The sequence below is a fragment of the Myroides albus genome (assembly GCF_024722315.1).
Classification (GTDB): Bacteria; Bacteroidota; Bacteroidia; order Flavobacteriales; family Flavobacteriaceae; genus Flavobacterium; species Flavobacterium album_A.
This window is the reverse complement of sequence record NZ_CP102754.1, coordinates 2412203-2426628: the sequence shown is the minus strand read 5'-3', so window position 1 is coordinate 2426628 and position 14426 is coordinate 2412203. Positions and strand designations below refer to the sequence as shown.

Below are 14426 nucleotides of genomic sequence, written 5' to 3'. Positions count from 1 at the left end.
ACCTATAATTTCTTACATACTAAAATCCCAAGTATTATACTTGGGATTTTTTTGTTCATAGAAATCTAAAAGCTCTTTATTTTAATTAACTATTTTGATATAAATATTAATTTTATTAAATTAGATTTGAACAAAATTAAACAAACTATTCATATTATGTCAATTAAACCCAAACTTCCTATACATTGTCCGAGTTGTGAAAGTGAACTAAAGGTCACTCAGCTATCTTGTGAGCACTGTCAGACTATCGTCAATGGTAACTTCACTTTGCCCCTACTCTTACAGCTGAGTAAAGAGGAACAGGAGTTTATCTTAGCCTTCTTTTTAAACAGTGGGAGTCTAAAACAAATGGCATTACAGATGAATATCAGTTACCCTACTGTCCGAAATAAACTTGATGATATGATAGAACATATTCAAGAATTACAGAAAAAAGAATAACTCACTATAAACAACCAACCTTATGACACTCAAAAACTACATTCTTAAACCATTTGAAAACGTACAAGAGAAAACACTCTTAGCAATCGGTGTACTAACTGGAGTAGTTATTAGTTGTCTTCAACTATTAACTCATATGCGTAGTATAGCAATTCTAAAACAAATAGCTCTCAAGTCAGCACCTACACTTGCCCAAACCTTGAGTGACTTTGTTATCACAACAATAGTAATGACACTTGCTTTATTCGTATTTGGAAAAATCATCAACAAAAAGACTCGACTAATAGATATACTCAACACTGTATTGATTGCACGTATATGTCTAGATATAAGTGTACTATTTGATATCAATGGCTACCTAAGTGATTTCTCTCTTCAACTTATTGACAATATTGCTAATCCTGAAATATTGTTCAAAAGTAATCCACAAGGTTTTGTGTATCTTATCATTACGTCATTTGCTAGTATTCTATGTCTAGTTGGTTTTGGATACTATATCTACCAAGGTTTCAAACTAGCTACAAATCTCAAAAAGAAATATATGATTATTGTCTTCGTACTAATCATCTTACTTGTAGATACTCTGACAAGACTAATCACTACATTATATTAATCAACACAACAACACTATGAAAAAACTATTAACTACACTTATCGTATGCTTTGCTACTTCATTTAGCTTTGCACAAACAGCTATTCAGGTAGACAGTGAAATTGATGGAGACTTATACTTAGCGAATAAAGACAGTAAACAACTTGCCATTATAATAGCGGGCTCTGGCCCTACTAACAAGAATGGAAACAATCCTGCAGGGGTAAATGCGAACTCCTATAAATACCTTGCTCAAGGACTAAAAGAGAATGGTATTAACACCTTCACGTATAACAAGAGGATGTTTGCTCAAATGAAGAACCAGACAATGAATGAAGCTGATGTAACTTTTGATGATAACGTAAAAGACCTCAACCTTGTTATTGATTACTTCAAAAGGGACTATCCAAATATTGTATTGATAGGACATAGCGAAGGAGCTTTAGTCGCTACATTGGCTAGTCAAGACAATAGTACTGTATCTAAGCTTATCTCACTACAAGGGCCAGGAGAGACAATAGATAAAACACTGTATAAACAGATAACAGCGCAAGCACCTTTCTTTGCGAAATCAATAGAAGACATTCATGCTAAACTTAGAAAAGGCGAAATAGTAGATAGCATCCCTCCTATGCTACAAAGCTTATATCGCACTTCTGTTCAGCCTTACCTTATCTCTTGGATGAATTACGATCCTACTGTAGAACTTAAAAAAGTAAAACAACCGATCTTAATCTTACAAGGGGATAAGGACTTACAGGTCAAGACAGATCAGGGAGACAACTTAAAACAAGCTGTACCTACTGCTACTCTTATCACGTTAAAAGGAATGAATCACGTACTAAAAACAGTTGTAAAAGAGGAGGAGAACTTAGCATTATACAAGAAGCCTGATGTGCCTCTTCACGCTGAACTAGTACCTACTATTGTTAACTTTATAAAGAAATAATATGACCGTATATTTTGTTATCGCTATAATGTATATAGGAATTAGTTTTATTCTAACACCTACTAATGCTGACAGTATGTTAGCAGGTTACAATACATTATCAGAAGAGCGCAAAAAGCTTTATGACATCACCTCTACTGTTAATATAATTAACCGCACAGTCCGCTGTACGGGTATAGTATTAGCTCTTTTAGGAATAGTCTTCTATTTTATTGATGTATCAGAGTTTATACATTTTATCATACTTATTTTCAGTGTACTCCCATTATTGATTTCAAATATTTATGCGAGATTAAAGTATTCTACAGATCCTATGCGCTGGTATGAATGGGTACTATACTTCATTACTTTATTTGTCTGTGTTGTTTTACCATTTATTAGTTAAAAAAAATAAAGGCTTGTTTAATAATACATTCTAAACAACTATAACTAAAAAAGCCTCGCAAATGCGAGGCTTTCTATATCTAAAGCACTAGTAGTGCCATATCTTTTAATGCTTGTGCTGGTTTAGAATACCAGAATAGTTCAAAGTCTTCATTCGTAAACTCCTCAAAGCTCTTTTTCATTTCTTGATAAGTCATCGTCTGAGAAGCTTTCTCCTTCAAAGTCTCCACAAAATGTACAAACCAATCTCCTACCATTCTATCTACATCTACACCTATCGTCTCTTTTTTAGTATAGAATACCAATTGAGCCATTTCAAACACTCTGTTTTTCTTCTTTTTCTCAAAGTACTCGATATAAGGGAATGTCCCTAACCATACGACTTTCTGATTCGGTTTACATACTGTTAAAGGCTCATCATTTAGACAAGTAAAGATATAATCAGGTGATATACTCGTACGAGGTACTTTAAAATCAAACCATTCATGTAATGGCATATCAAAGCACATCCCATGCATAAAGTTAAACAGTGACTTCTTTAGTCCAAAAGAGAACTTATCGTGTATCGCTCCATTCATTTCTACGTGCGGTACATCGTTATTAGCGAATGTCCCCATCTCAGCGTTTACGCGCTCTACCTTGTATTCCTCTGGATTCATACCTACTGGTGAATGAGCAGTCATCGCAAACTGATGCCAAAAGCCCGATTGCATTACTCCTGCTTCAAACAACTGACGCACCATCTCAAGGCTGTCTATTGTCTCTTGTGCCGTCTGTGTTGGGAAACCATACATCAGATAGGCATGCACTAAGATACCAGCCTCCGTAAAGTTTCTATTCACACGGGCTACTTGCTCTACCGTAACTCCCTTATCTATTAATTTTAATAATCGATCTGAGGCTACCTCTAATCCTCCTGATACTGCCACACATCCTGAAGCTTTTAATAATAAGCACAAGTCTTTCGTAAAGCTCTTCTCAAAGCGGATGTTCGTCCACCAAGATACTGTTAGCTTACGTCTGATGATTTCTAACGCTACCTCGCGCATTAGGGCTGGCGGTGCTGCCTCATCGACAAAGTGAAAGCCTGTCTCTCCCGTCTGCTCAATTAATGTCTGCATACGGTCTACAATCTGCTTAGCCGCTATTGGTTCATATACCTTGATATAGTCTAAACTAATATCACAGAAAGTACATTTACCCCAATAACATCCATGTGCCATTGTTAGCTTATTCCAGCGACCATCACTCCACATACGATGCATTGGATTCACAACTTCAATCACAGAAATATACTCTGTCAGCAATAAGTCTGAATAATCAGGAGTACCTACCTCAGCCTGTTTATAGTCACGCTTCAGCGGATTATTGATATACACTACCTCATTGTCCTTAGCAATAAGCGTACGCTTTAACTCCTCTTGTGCTATCTTTCCTTCTACATATAGAATCAAGTTCTCCAGTGGAGCCTCTCCATCATCTAAAGTGATAAAGTCAAAGAACTCAAATACACGTACATCTTTTAACGAACGCAACTCAGTATTAGGAAACCCTCCTCCCATCGTGATTTTGATATGAGGATAGTTCTTCTTAATGTATTGAGCACATCTAAAACTACTGTATAAATTACCTGGGAAGGGTACAGAGAATCCCATTATCTTAGGATTAGTCTTATCTATTAGCTGTTGTAATAAATCAAGAGTAATCTCATCGATATAAGTCAAAGGTTGGTGTAGTGCCTCATACATCTCATCAAACGTATGAGCAGAACGACCTAATCGCTCCGCATATCTACTAAACCCAAAGTTGGTATCTACCGTCTCGACAATGAGATCAGACAAGTCCTCTAAGTACAGTGTAGATAGGTGTTTCGCCTTATCTTGTATTCCCATACTTCCGAATGCCCATTCTAACTCTTCTAATTGTTCAAAGCGAGATGCCCTAGGAAGATAATCTTCTTGTACGATAGCATGTGCTAATGTAGAGTTCTTTCCTTGTAAGAAAGCTATCACAGCATCGATAGTAGAGATATAGTCCTCTTCTAAAGCAAGAATACGATGTATATTAGGAGATACTTCTTCTATGTGTTCATGTACATAGTCGAACAAGTCTATCAATCCTTGTTTACTAAACAATTTCAATATAACCTCTATTCCCAAATCAGCCTGATAACTGTCAATATTCAAAGTATTCAAGAATCCCTTGATGTAAGCAGTTGCTGGATAAGGTGTGTTTAACTGGGTAAACGGTGGAGTTATAAAAGCAATTGTTGTATTCACTATATCTAATTTTGGAGTGCAAAGATACTACTATTCAACCGAGTAAAAAACTGTATCTAACATACATTACTTCTTATTTAATCAACATTTAACAAACTATAAAACAACACATTACACAGTACTAAAAGTTCTTACCTCTTTTTCAGAGAACACTACATCAACACCTTACGCAGATATATCTTAGAATACCCTAAAGGATAATCCTTCTCTTCTGCAAAAATCTCATACCCCAAAGATTGGTAAAAGTCAGAAGCTTGAAACGAAAAAGTATTAAGTGATATATACTTACAGTTGCGCTCTACAGCTACCTGCTCTGCTACTAACATGAGTTTCTTCCCAAGACCTTGTGGATATCCAAACGAAATCTGGACAATTAGTTAAGCAGCTTTATTACTATTTATTATTTGATTAAATTCGTTGATTGTCTGGTAGTTTAAGTAGGAGTGTCTGCGTCTTTTATTATACCACATTTCGATATATTCAAAGACTTTAGACTCCATTTTCTTTGTACTTAGTTGTAAATTTCCATAAACCATCTCCACTTTTAAGGATTTAAAGAAGCTTTCCGCTACGGCATTATCCCAACAATTTGCTTTTCTACTCATACTTCTAACAACCTTAAATGACTTCAGGTAGTTGGCAAATTTGTAGTTTGCATATTGTACTCCTTGGTCAGAATGGAAAATTAGTCCTTCTTCAAAAGCTCTGTTCTTTTTAGCCATTTTAAAGGCTGCTAAGGTGGTGTTTTCTGTTGACATATCTTTACTCAAACTCCATCCAATAACCTTTCTATCATATAAATCTATTATTGTAGTTAGGTAAATAAACCCTTCTTTAACAGCGATATAAGTAATGTCAGACACCCAGGCTTTCCCTGGTTCAGTTTGTTTAAATTGTCTATCTAAAATATTATCAACCACTAAATAATTGTGTTCAGAGTCTGTGGTTATTCTATATCGTCGAGCTACTTTACTACGTAATCCTAACTCTTTCATATACTTAGCAACGGTAGGTTTTGATATCTTATATCCTCGTGCATTGAGTTCTATTGTAAGACGAGGACTGCCATAACGCTGTTTAAATTCTAGATAAACTTCTGTAATAACACGTTTTAGATTTGCTTTGGCTTGTTGTCTTTTATTAACAGGAGACCGTTTCCAATGATAATAACCACTTCTACTTACCTCTAAAACCTTACACATAATCCCAATCGGAAATTCATGTTCATGATCAAATATGAACATGTAAATCATTTGCCGGTCTTTGAGAAAATGCCGATTGCTTTTTTTAATATTTCATGCTCTAATTCGACAGCTGCTAACTTCTTCTCTAACTCTTTAATTCTTGCTTGTTCTGGAGTAAGTTTTTGTTTCCCATTGCCTGGAAAACTAGCATCGCCTAACTCTTGAGCTTCTTTACACCATTTATACAATAATGTAGGTCTGATTCCAAGCTCACGAGCCAATTCTGATTTGTTTGTTCTTTCCTTAGCCAGTTCAACGGCTTGCTGCTTAAATGCAGCATCGTAGGCCTTTCTAATTCTTTTCATAATTCAAAGATAAGTTTTTATGCTTAACTTAATGTCCAGGCTAAGTTACCAAGTCCATTGTCCTCTATGACTCTCTTTCACAGCGAGGTTCTGTATCTCTAACGTCCCCCATAGTGAACGGCCTAATATCCCGCCTATCACCTCTCCTTCTTCCACTAAAGTAATCTCTAATGCCTCATTAATACAAGCTGATAAATGTGTCGTATGACTTACATTATAAGAAGATAATATCTCCTTAATCGCCATTGCATTATGATCATCTATCTCTGTAGTTATCTTTATTTCCATCCTAATTCGTGTTTCAGTTTATACTAATCTAAAGTACTAAATCTAAATCACATCATAACTTATTTCTATGCATACACTGACCATAAGATTTAACATATTCCTATCTTTGTACAAAATATTAGCAATATGGAGAACAATAGTATTCCAATATACAACATCTGTAACTTACTCGACAACAACAACATCACTCAAGACTGTGTGGTATATAGATTGGAAGAATACATTTCTAATAGACCTAATATGGTATCTTCACCGCACAGACATGCATTTTATCAAATCTTGTTTGTATCTGAAGGCAAGGGAGTACACTCTATTGACTTTGAAAAATTCTCAATCGAAGAAAAATGTTTATTCTACTTGAACCCATCTCAAGTACACAAATGGGAATTTGAACCAGGTACTACAGGTTTTTTAATCAATTTTAATGATAACTTTTTGCGTACTTTCTTGGTGAATCCGAACTACCTAAATGAATTTACTTTCTTCAGTGGCAACGCACATTATTCAAAATTCTCATGTGAGAAGTGCTATGAAACACTTCACAGCAAATTTGAGAAAATATATTACGCTTACTTAGAAAATCAACCGCTCCAAAAAGATTATATGAAAGCTTTAATGCTTGAATTATTTTTAGAAACTCAACTGTTTCTTGTAAAGAAAGTCTTTGATATAGAAGAGCACAACGAAACAAAAGGTACTCAGTTTATCGTAAAAAACTTAGAAAGACTTATTGAAAAGCACTTTGTTGAAAAAAGATTGCCAAGTGAGTATGCAGAAATGCTCCACATCACACCTAATCACTTAAACACGCAATGTAAGAAAGTTCTGGGGATTACTGTTGGAGAAGTAATCCGCAATAGAGTCATCCTGGAATGCAAACGGCTATTAGTCAATGCGGATCTCACAATCACAGAAATTGCCTATGAACTCGACTTCAAAAACAATGCCTATTTTTCGCGTTTTTTCAAAAAGAACACAGGATTATCACCAGAAGAATTTAGAAAACAAAGTAAATAATTGATTTAATAAATCACTTTCCGCATTCTCAGACTAGTCAAAATTGATTAGTGTAAATATCACCACGTTTAGTGTAATATTTTTCAGTAGCTAAGGTTCTAATTTTGCTGAAAAATAAGACATTATGGATTTTCCTCTATTTCATTTAGACTGGTTGAATGACCGCTTTCTCATTGCGATGATTGCGATTATTCACGTATTTATAAACCACGGGTTAGCCGTTGGATTCATTCCCTATATAACACTGTTAGAACAGCAAGGAGTACTAAAAAGTGGTTCAGATGAAATCACTGATTTAGCTTGGGACAAAATGGTTCAACGTATGATGATGGTAGGTTTTGTTATTACGACCACAATGGGAGCGATGACTGGAGTAGGTATCTGGTTCTCCGCGGCGTTAATCAGCCCAAACTCTATCGGTAGTTTAATCCGCGTATTCTACTGGGGATGGTTTACAGAATGGATCGTGTTTGTATTAGAAGTTATCTTTATCATGATATACTTCCTCACCTGGAAAAACTCAAACAAATCCCTTCGTGCCAAACAACGCCACATTCGATTTGGATGGTTCTTATCTGCGTTCTCATGGCTAACCATGGCTATCATTGTAGCGATATTAGGATTTATGATGGATCCTGGAAACTGGATAGAAGAACATTCCTTCATCAATGGTTTGACTAATCCTATTTACTTACCTCAGCTATTATTTAGAACACCAACTGCTATGGTCGTGGCAGGAGCCTTTGGTTTCTTACTGATTATGTTATTCACTAAGAAATCGAGTGCGATCAGACCTACGGCTCTTAAAACTACTGCTATTTGGACATTATTGTGGTTACCACTGTCAATACTTGCAGCAATACATTACTATAATGTGATACCAGAAGCCATGACAGCGAATATGAGTACTGCTGTCGGAACAATGGACTTTGAACTATACTATGACTTACTAAAGAAAATAATACTTATTGCAACCAGTTCTCTTGCACTATTAGCCGTTTGGGTACTGTGGAAGCCAAAGAAAATCAACCTTGTGATGGTCATTATTCCATTTGTTCTTTCTTTAGGCTTCTTGGGTATATTCGAACGCGTACGTGAATTTATTCGCAAACCCTATGTCATCGGAGATTATATGTACTCTAACTTAATTCGCGAAGAAGATTATCCCTTATTACAACGAGATGGTATCTTAAAACACACTACTTATACAGCCATTACTGAAATCACGGAAGAAAACAAGTTGGAAGCTGGTAAAGATGTATTCATGGTTGCTTGCTCTCGATGTCATACCAGTCAGGGGATTAACTCTATCATCTTCGTATTCGAAAAAATGTATGGCATAGGCAAACCTTTGGATATAAATGGTATGAAAGCGTATATCCCGAATATGCATAACGGTAGAACCTATATGCCTCCCTATCCAGGCAATGAAGAAGAACTCGACGCATTAGCACATTATATATTTTACCTACAACAGAGTGGAGCGACCTTAGAAGGTGCACAGAGTGCTGGTGCACAGCTGAACCCTACTCATTCGGTTGAACATTTCATAGAACAAAAATCTAAACAACAATAATTATGAACAATACTCCATTACCAAAAGATATACCCTTAGATTTACCATTACCAGAGTGGCTATTAGTCATTCTATTAGTTGTGTCATTCTTGGCTCATATTGTATTTGTAAACCTAATGGTAGGCGGCTCTATAGCGACATTATGGGCTGAAATCAAAGGACTTAAAAACAAAGAATACGATGTACTTGCTCAAGAAATAGCAGCGACAATAACTGTAAACAAATCATTAGCCGTAGTACTGGGGGTAGCGCCATTGCTAAGTATCAATGCACTGTATACGATCTATTTCTATACTGCAAACTCCTTGACAGGGATTATGTGGATATTGATCATCCCATTAGTTGCGATAGTATTTCTGTTGACCTACTTACACAAATATACTTGGGAAGCGATGTCAAACATGAAACTGTTACACATCTCTATCAATGCCTTGGCTGTAGCAATGTTTCTATTCATTCCCCTAATCTTCTTAGTGAATATAAACTTAATGTTATTCCCTGAAAAATGGATGAGTGTAAGAGGATTCTTATCCGCTTTAGCACTGCCAAATGTGTTCCCGAGATACTTCCATTTTATCTGTGCTTCCTTGGCTCTGACAGGTCTATTTATCACTTGGTATATGGGACGTAAGAATTATCCTTTTGAAGAATACTTTAAAGTTTTCACCAGAGCCAAAGTAAAACGCATTGGATACCAATTAGCCTTAGGAGCATCCGTAGCCCAGTTCTTATTTGGCCCAATCGTGATGGCTACTTTACCTGCCAAAGGATTTAGTTGGGCTATGATGGGAGTAATTTTATCTGGTGTAGCAGTAGCAGTATATGCAGTGTACTATATGATCCAAACACTAAGAGGTACAGATGAGCAGTTGGATAGATACTTCAAAAGAATAGTGATTTCTATGGGAATTGTAGTTGTATTCATGGGAAGTGGGCGTCATGTATACAGAGCCAATGCCATCAATCCACACCGAGAACTTATGGCTCAAAAGACAGCCGCCTTTGAACAAGCATCCAAAGAAGCAAGAGAACAAGCTGCTAATGCACAAGAAGAAGAAAAACAAGCTATAGCAAATGCCGAGGCTTCTGGTGATAACACTGCTAAAGGTAAAGCTGTTTTTAATAGCTATTGTGCAGCTTGTCACAAAGAAAAAACACAATTAGTTGGACCACCAGTCACAGAGATGCAAGAAATATATGCAAACAATAAAACGGACCTAATCAAGTGGATTAAATCTCCTGGTAAGAAACGTCCTGATGCACCACAGATGCCTCCTTTTCCACAAATTAACGAGGGAGATATGGAAGACTTAACTCAATATATCTTAAACATTAAATAGCCTAAACCATGATTTTAACCTTATGTTTTATCGTCATATTTGCCATATTTATAATCTGTGGAATACTAATTTCGAAGGTTGTGCAAGTATACTTATTCACAACAAAAGACAAAAAGTTGTGGGAGAAAAAAATTAAAGAAGAAACTCAATACCAATTTATAAAAGGTCTTTATTAGTTTAAACCTTCGTCTGATTAAATACAATTTACATCCCTCATTAAGAAGTCAATATTGCAATCCTGTCTACAATTCTGCTATTGTCATATCAAGAGTTAACTCACAAGTTACTCTTTTTTACAGATTGTTTACTATATGCCATTCTATACTTGACTTAGCTCAATGAGGGATATTTTTTATACTTTATGCTGTAATTGCTCAAGAACTTCTTGGGCATCATACTTAGACTGTGCATACCACGCATAAATATTCATAATCATATACAACTCTTTCTTACTATTGACATTTTGCATAGTTACGAATGTGTAGTGCACCCGACCAAGATTATATTTTTTGATCTTCACGATTTGTTTCGAATCGCAACATTGCTCTACTCTAAATAACTTCTTTAGTATAATCCTATCTTCTCTAACATAAGCCTTACACAGGTACAATAACTGACATATCGCTAAGATTACAAAGAATAATGCTACACCTATTTGGAACACAACAACAAAGTCATTCTCTGATACAGCTGCTGTTAATCGAATCGATGAAACACTACTAAAGACAATAGCTAACATTATATTTACTGCTAAATGTCCAAATGAATACTGATAGGACAATCTCTTTTCTTGCTCAACCACCTCACTAAAAATTTTAGTTTTTTCAAAGAAAAGATTTTAGTTGCTATATATCAAACGACTTACTCACAATCTATTGTAAATCACCTAAAATTGGCCATAATTAGCTATAATCAGGGATAACACAGCTCTCTTTTCAATAGACTTGCGTCCATTTACTCCTAAAAACTGCCTAAATCAATTTTACATATCCTTCTTAAAAATACCATAACAGCGATATTCACTGTCATTCTTATATAAAACAAACTCGACATGGTCACATTATTATCGGGTGATGATACCATAGTGGTCGCATGAAAATTAGGTTAAATCATGTGATCACTATGCGATCACTATGCGACCACTATGCGACCACCTCGAAAAAAAGCTGTCTCGTCCTAATATAGCTGTACAGTTATTGTTTATAATCCTATTATAACTATACAGGTACTTGTTGTTCTTTTTTGTTGGTATAGTAATTCTTCCATCTCTTAGTTAATATCCCACTCTTAAGATGTGCTTGTTCAGGAGTTAGTCTATCACAACTATCGTGAGGTCTGATTTCATTATACAACTTTATACTTCTTCTTATTTTTTCTTTGGTTTTCTTATAACCTAAGCTTGAATAGTTTAAATCAAACTCACCTTTAATTATTCCATTTACTCGTTCTGCTACTGCATTATCCTTAGGATTTCCATTCTGAGTTGTGCTTATTGCTATATTATTATCTTTTAACAATTTAGTGTAAATCTCGCTACAGTATTGACTTCCTCTATCTGAGTGATGGATAAGTTTTTCATTGTAGGCTCTATTACTTAATGCCATTCTTAGTACCTCTAAACATATGTCTCGTCCTAATATAGCTATACAGTTATTGTTTATGATTCAGTTGTTAATTATACCTTTTCTTTCGAGTTTATAAATGCAACATATAGGGAATACAACCTTGCCTAAAAAACCTGAAAGTCATTCTATACTCAACGAAATAGTAAAGCAAAAAGGTTATAAAAAAACTAAGCGAGGTGAAAGACATAAAGTTATTTGTTATCTTATACATAAAATAATTAAAAAAGAATACCCTATCTGATTCCTTTGTTTGCTACCTTGTCAAAGCTTTAATTATATTAATCCCAATGAACTTAAAATCACTTCTCATACAATCCAAAAGCAACATTACTTTCGATATACTTACCCAACTCGATTTTACGCTTTCAACAAAAGATGTAATAGATGAGTTAAAAGAAGATTTGCTTCAAGCAGCGTTTGACAACCAGATCATACTTGATATTGGCTGGTATCCAGAGTTTGATATCAATGGACATTTTAGCGTACAAGTTATTGCTAACTACAACTGGGAAGCACCACTGTATAAAGAGAACTGTAAGTCCTTTACCTGTTTAGAAACAGCTGTTATCTCTGCATTAAGGTACTGTCAGTAAACATACATTATGCCACAAACAGTTTATGCTATTAGCAGAGACTATTCGTTTCTTAATTTTAATAGATTTTCATGTGAATGCATCTCTCTAAACCACTGTTAGTACAGAGTAAATCAAGTTTATAATATACGATACGTAATACAAAAAAAGCGAAAGGTCGGAGAGTTCTCCAACCTTTCGCTTTTTCATATAATTGTAACATCTATACAATTATTCATCGAATGAATTCCATGGTATTAATACTCCAGTATTTTCTATTAAATCATATTCTAATTTATACATAGGAGTATACAGCTTTCGGTAACCTGCCTTGCTAATAATAGGATCACTACCTTGTCTAACTCTTACATCTTTAGGATCTGATTCAAAACTTAAGACTGGCATTTGCTCTTTTCCATCAAGCATGTTTACAAATCGTTTATCATTCTTTGGATCTATCACCATTTGCCCTCCTTTATACACTTTAATTGTGATTTTAGTTGGAGCAGTTAGTGGGGTAGAATTACCATAGTCAGTCCACCTTGCAGACATACCGAACTCAAACTGAGTAGAACTTTCAGGATACCCTTGTAAGACTGTATTCAAATTAGGAATATCGGCATAAGGATTTTCACCTCCACTTACTCTATCATCTCCTGGATATACTAATAAAGTCTTATTGTCTACTATCAGCTCATTCAAATAAAAGTAACCAACAACCTTCCCATCAATTTTAGCTACATTTGTTTTCATTAATTCAGTAGCAGAATCAATATCTGTTTTACCTCCGTCACTTGGTGGTGTTACATATCCATACTCCATAACCAAATAGTCAAATGGAGGTAGTAATCTATAATTAACGTGAGTTCGACTTAAGCTATTAGTCTATTTTGATCAATAATGTCGTTAATATTATTAATAGAAGGCTTTTTCGGGAAGTATGAATATGTAATCAAAGCAGCTAACATATTTGCTATAAAATTATTAAAGGATCTGTGTCTTGTATGTTCTACTTGACACATATTCTTTAATTCATCATTTACAGTTTCAATAAGTGCTCTTTTCTTTAAATGTATTTTATCGGCAAGTAGCATCATTGAGTTCTTCATGTTTTTTTTGATTTTAGTAACTAAATGTACTCCATCAACGAACATTTGTTCAAAAAGATCTTTACTGATATATCCTTTATCTCCAAAGAGTTTACCAAAAATACGTTTATGAAAATTCAATTCTTTTAAAGGTTTTCTATCATCAACATTGGCTGGAGTTAATAAGAAATCAAGTATTTCACCTTTATCATTTATAATTAAATGAAGTTTAAACCCCATAAACCAACCAATAGAACACTGACCTTTTGTTGCTATATTCTTAAATGTTTTATGCTGCTTTTCTCTTTTAATGTGTGACACTCTTAAAGGAGTAGAATCTATAAATGAAACTCCTGTACATTTGCCTAATCTATTAGATTTTAAGAAGATTCCTAAAGGTACAATAACCGTTTTTTGTAGTTCTACAAAGCGATTATAAGAAACAGTTTTAGGAAATTCCTTTTGCATATGAACTTTTACATAATCAATATAATAATGTTTTAAACATCTAAAACCACTATCATGAAATAAAATCAAAATAGTCATTACTTCACTTGCATTAAGTGTTGACTTTCGATTACGTTTTTTCTTTGTACTATCTGATTCAATACTATGAGATTGCAAAACATTTGAATATGCTTTAAAAAATTCATCGACTTCATAATAAATTTCAGTAATTTTGTCTGTAGATAACATAGAGATAGTTTTAGTTAAATATTTGTGATT

The 14426-nt window shown here is 34.7% G+C and carries 17 protein-coding genes; 8 read left to right on the top strand and 9 right to left on the bottom strand.

What is annotated here, in order from left to right; all coding sequences use genetic code 11:
• Nucleotides 1-156 precede the first annotated feature (156 nt).
• Genes NWE55_RS11075 through NWE55_RS11060 form a run of 4 tightly spaced genes read left to right on the top strand, consistent with a single transcriptional unit; the run spans nucleotide 157 to nucleotide 2367 of the window.
• Nucleotides 157-441, top strand: a complete 285-nt coding sequence (locus NWE55_RS11075; protein WP_155092198.1) for a DUF2089 family protein — start codon at nucleotides 157-159, stop codon at nucleotides 439-441.
• 22 nt (nucleotides 442-463) lie between these two features.
• On the top strand, nucleotides 464-1054 hold the full coding sequence (locus tag NWE55_RS11070; protein ID WP_155092197.1) for a hypothetical protein: 591 nt from the start codon (nucleotides 464-466) through the stop codon (nucleotides 1052-1054).
• A 16-nt stretch (nucleotides 1055-1070) separates the two neighbouring features.
• Nucleotides 1071-1982, top strand: coding sequence for an alpha/beta hydrolase (locus tag NWE55_RS11065; protein WP_155092196.1), 912 nt, complete (start codon nucleotides 1071-1073; stop codon nucleotides 1980-1982).
• Nucleotide 1983: 1 nt separating this feature from the next.
• On the top strand, nucleotides 1984-2367 hold the full coding sequence (locus tag NWE55_RS11060) for a DUF3784 domain-containing protein (protein ID WP_155092195.1): 384 nt from the start codon (nucleotides 1984-1986) through the stop codon (nucleotides 2365-2367).
• Between the two features lie 79 nt (nucleotides 2368-2446).
• Here the strand turns inward: NWE55_RS11060 and NWE55_RS11055 are convergent, their stop codons facing one another.
• From NWE55_RS11055 to NWE55_RS11035, 5 genes are all read right to left on the bottom strand, one after another.
• Entirely contained in the window at nucleotides 2447-4645 is a 2199-nt protein-coding gene (locus NWE55_RS11055; RefSeq protein ID WP_160339273.1) for a B12-binding domain-containing radical SAM protein, read from the bottom strand.
• 152 nt (nucleotides 4646-4797) lie between these two features.
• Nucleotides 4798-5010 (bottom strand): GNAT family N-acetyltransferase, encoded by a 213-nt coding sequence (locus tag NWE55_RS11050; RefSeq protein WP_373425582.1) that lies wholly within the window; start codon nucleotides 5008-5010, stop codon nucleotides 4798-4800.
• A gap of 12 nt (nucleotides 5011-5022) precedes the next feature.
• Nucleotides 5023-5889, bottom strand: coding sequence for an IS3 family transposase (locus NWE55_RS11045; RefSeq protein ID WP_258204062.1), 867 nt, complete (start codon nucleotides 5887-5889; stop codon nucleotides 5023-5025).
• Between the two features lie 5 nt (nucleotides 5890-5894).
• Nucleotides 5895-6194, bottom strand: coding sequence for a transposase (locus NWE55_RS11040; protein ID WP_240142878.1), 300 nt, complete (start codon nucleotides 6192-6194; stop codon nucleotides 5895-5897).
• 45 nt (nucleotides 6195-6239) lie between these two features.
• Nucleotides 6240-6482 carry a GNAT family N-acetyltransferase gene (locus NWE55_RS11035; protein ID WP_258204061.1) on the bottom strand — a complete coding sequence of 81 codons (243 nt, stop codon included), beginning with the start codon at nucleotides 6480-6482 and terminating at the stop codon, nucleotides 6240-6242.
• A gap of 126 nt (nucleotides 6483-6608) precedes the next feature.
• Here NWE55_RS11035 and NWE55_RS11030 point away from each other — a divergent pair, with 126 nt between their 5' ends.
• The 3 genes from NWE55_RS11030 to NWE55_RS11020 all read left to right on the top strand — a co-directional run bounded on the left by NWE55_RS11030 (nucleotide 6609) and on the right by NWE55_RS11020 (nucleotide 10415).
• Entirely contained in the window at nucleotides 6609-7499 is an 891-nt protein-coding gene (locus NWE55_RS11030) for an AraC family transcriptional regulator (RefSeq protein WP_155092193.1), read from the top strand.
• Between the two features lie 124 nt (nucleotides 7500-7623).
• Complete coding sequence (locus NWE55_RS11025; RefSeq protein ID WP_155092192.1) at nucleotides 7624-9075, top strand: c-type cytochrome; 1452 nt, start codon at nucleotides 7624-7626, stop codon at nucleotides 9073-9075.
• Between the two features lie 2 nt (nucleotides 9076-9077).
• Nucleotides 9078-10415: a c-type cytochrome gene (locus NWE55_RS11020; protein ID WP_155092191.1), complete on the top strand. Its 1338-nt coding sequence runs from the start codon at nucleotides 9078-9080 to the stop codon at nucleotides 10413-10415.
• A gap of 352 nt (nucleotides 10416-10767) precedes the next feature.
• On the opposite strand, the gene NWE55_RS11015 is transcribed toward NWE55_RS11020, so the two are convergent.
• A complete protein-coding gene (locus NWE55_RS11015) occupies nucleotides 10768-11217 on the bottom strand; it encodes a hypothetical protein (protein WP_160339274.1) in 450 nt (149 codons plus the stop codon).
• A gap of 415 nt (nucleotides 11218-11632) precedes the next feature.
• On the bottom strand, nucleotides 11633-12040 hold the full coding sequence (locus tag NWE55_RS11010; protein ID WP_373425581.1) for an integrase core domain-containing protein: 408 nt from the start codon (nucleotides 12038-12040) through the stop codon (nucleotides 11633-11635).
• A 287-nt stretch (nucleotides 12041-12327) separates the two neighbouring features.
• Between NWE55_RS11010 and NWE55_RS11005 the strand changes: the two genes are divergently transcribed.
• The gene (locus NWE55_RS11005; RefSeq protein WP_155092189.1) at nucleotides 12328-12633 is read left to right on the top strand and encodes a hypothetical protein; all 306 of its coding nucleotides are present in this window, start codon (nucleotides 12328-12330) and stop codon (nucleotides 12631-12633) included.
• 210 nt (nucleotides 12634-12843) lie between these two features.
• Here NWE55_RS11005 and NWE55_RS11000 read toward each other — a convergent pair whose 3' ends face one another.
• Nucleotides 12844-13434: a hypothetical protein gene (locus NWE55_RS11000; protein WP_160339891.1), complete on the bottom strand. Its 591-nt coding sequence runs from the start codon at nucleotides 13432-13434 to the stop codon at nucleotides 12844-12846.
• Nucleotides 13435-13484: 50 nt separating this feature from the next.
• Nucleotides 13485-14396 (bottom strand): IS982 family transposase, encoded by a 912-nt coding sequence (locus tag NWE55_RS10995; protein WP_155093499.1) that lies wholly within the window; start codon nucleotides 14394-14396, stop codon nucleotides 13485-13487.
• Nucleotides 14397-14426: the final 30 nt, after the last annotated feature.

Bases quoted from the DNA above. Each gene is read 5' to 3' on its own strand.
- NWE55_RS11075 (WP_155092198.1), top strand. From the start codon at position 157: ATGTCAATTAAACCCAAACTTCCTATACATTGTCCGAGTTGTGAAAGT.
- NWE55_RS11070 (WP_155092197.1), top strand. From the start codon at position 464: ATGACACTCAAAAACTACATTCTTAAACCATTTGAAAACGTACAAGAG.
- NWE55_RS11065 (WP_155092196.1), top strand. From the start codon at position 1,071: ATGAAAAAACTATTAACTACACTTATCGTATGCTTTGCTACTTCATTT.
- NWE55_RS11060 (WP_155092195.1), top strand. From the start codon at position 1,984: ATGACCGTATATTTTGTTATCGCTATAATGTATATAGGAATTAGTTTT.
- NWE55_RS11045 (WP_258204062.1), bottom strand. From the start codon at position 5,889: ATGTTCATATTTGATCATGAACATGAATTTCCGATTGGGATTATGTGT.
- NWE55_RS11040 (WP_240142878.1), bottom strand. From the start codon at position 6,194: ATGAAAAGAATTAGAAAGGCCTACGATGCTGCATTTAAGCAGCAAGCC.
- NWE55_RS11035 (WP_258204061.1), bottom strand. From the start codon at position 6,482: ATGGAAATAAAGATAACTACAGAGATAGATGATCATAATGCAATGGCG.
- NWE55_RS11030 (WP_155092193.1), top strand. From the start codon at position 6,609: ATGGAGAACAATAGTATTCCAATATACAACATCTGTAACTTACTCGAC.
- NWE55_RS11025 (WP_155092192.1), top strand. From the start codon at position 7,624: ATGGATTTTCCTCTATTTCATTTAGACTGGTTGAATGACCGCTTTCTC.
- NWE55_RS11020 (WP_155092191.1), top strand. From the start codon at position 9,078: ATGAACAATACTCCATTACCAAAAGATATACCCTTAGATTTACCATTA.
- NWE55_RS11005 (WP_155092189.1), top strand. From the start codon at position 12,328: ATGAACTTAAAATCACTTCTCATACAATCCAAAAGCAACATTACTTTC.
- NWE55_RS11000 (WP_160339891.1), bottom strand. From the start codon at position 13,434: ATGGAGTATGGATATGTAACACCACCAAGTGACGGAGGTAAAACAGAT.
- NWE55_RS10995 (WP_155093499.1), bottom strand. From the start codon at position 14,396: ATGTTATCTACAGACAAAATTACTGAAATTTATTATGAAGTCGATGAA.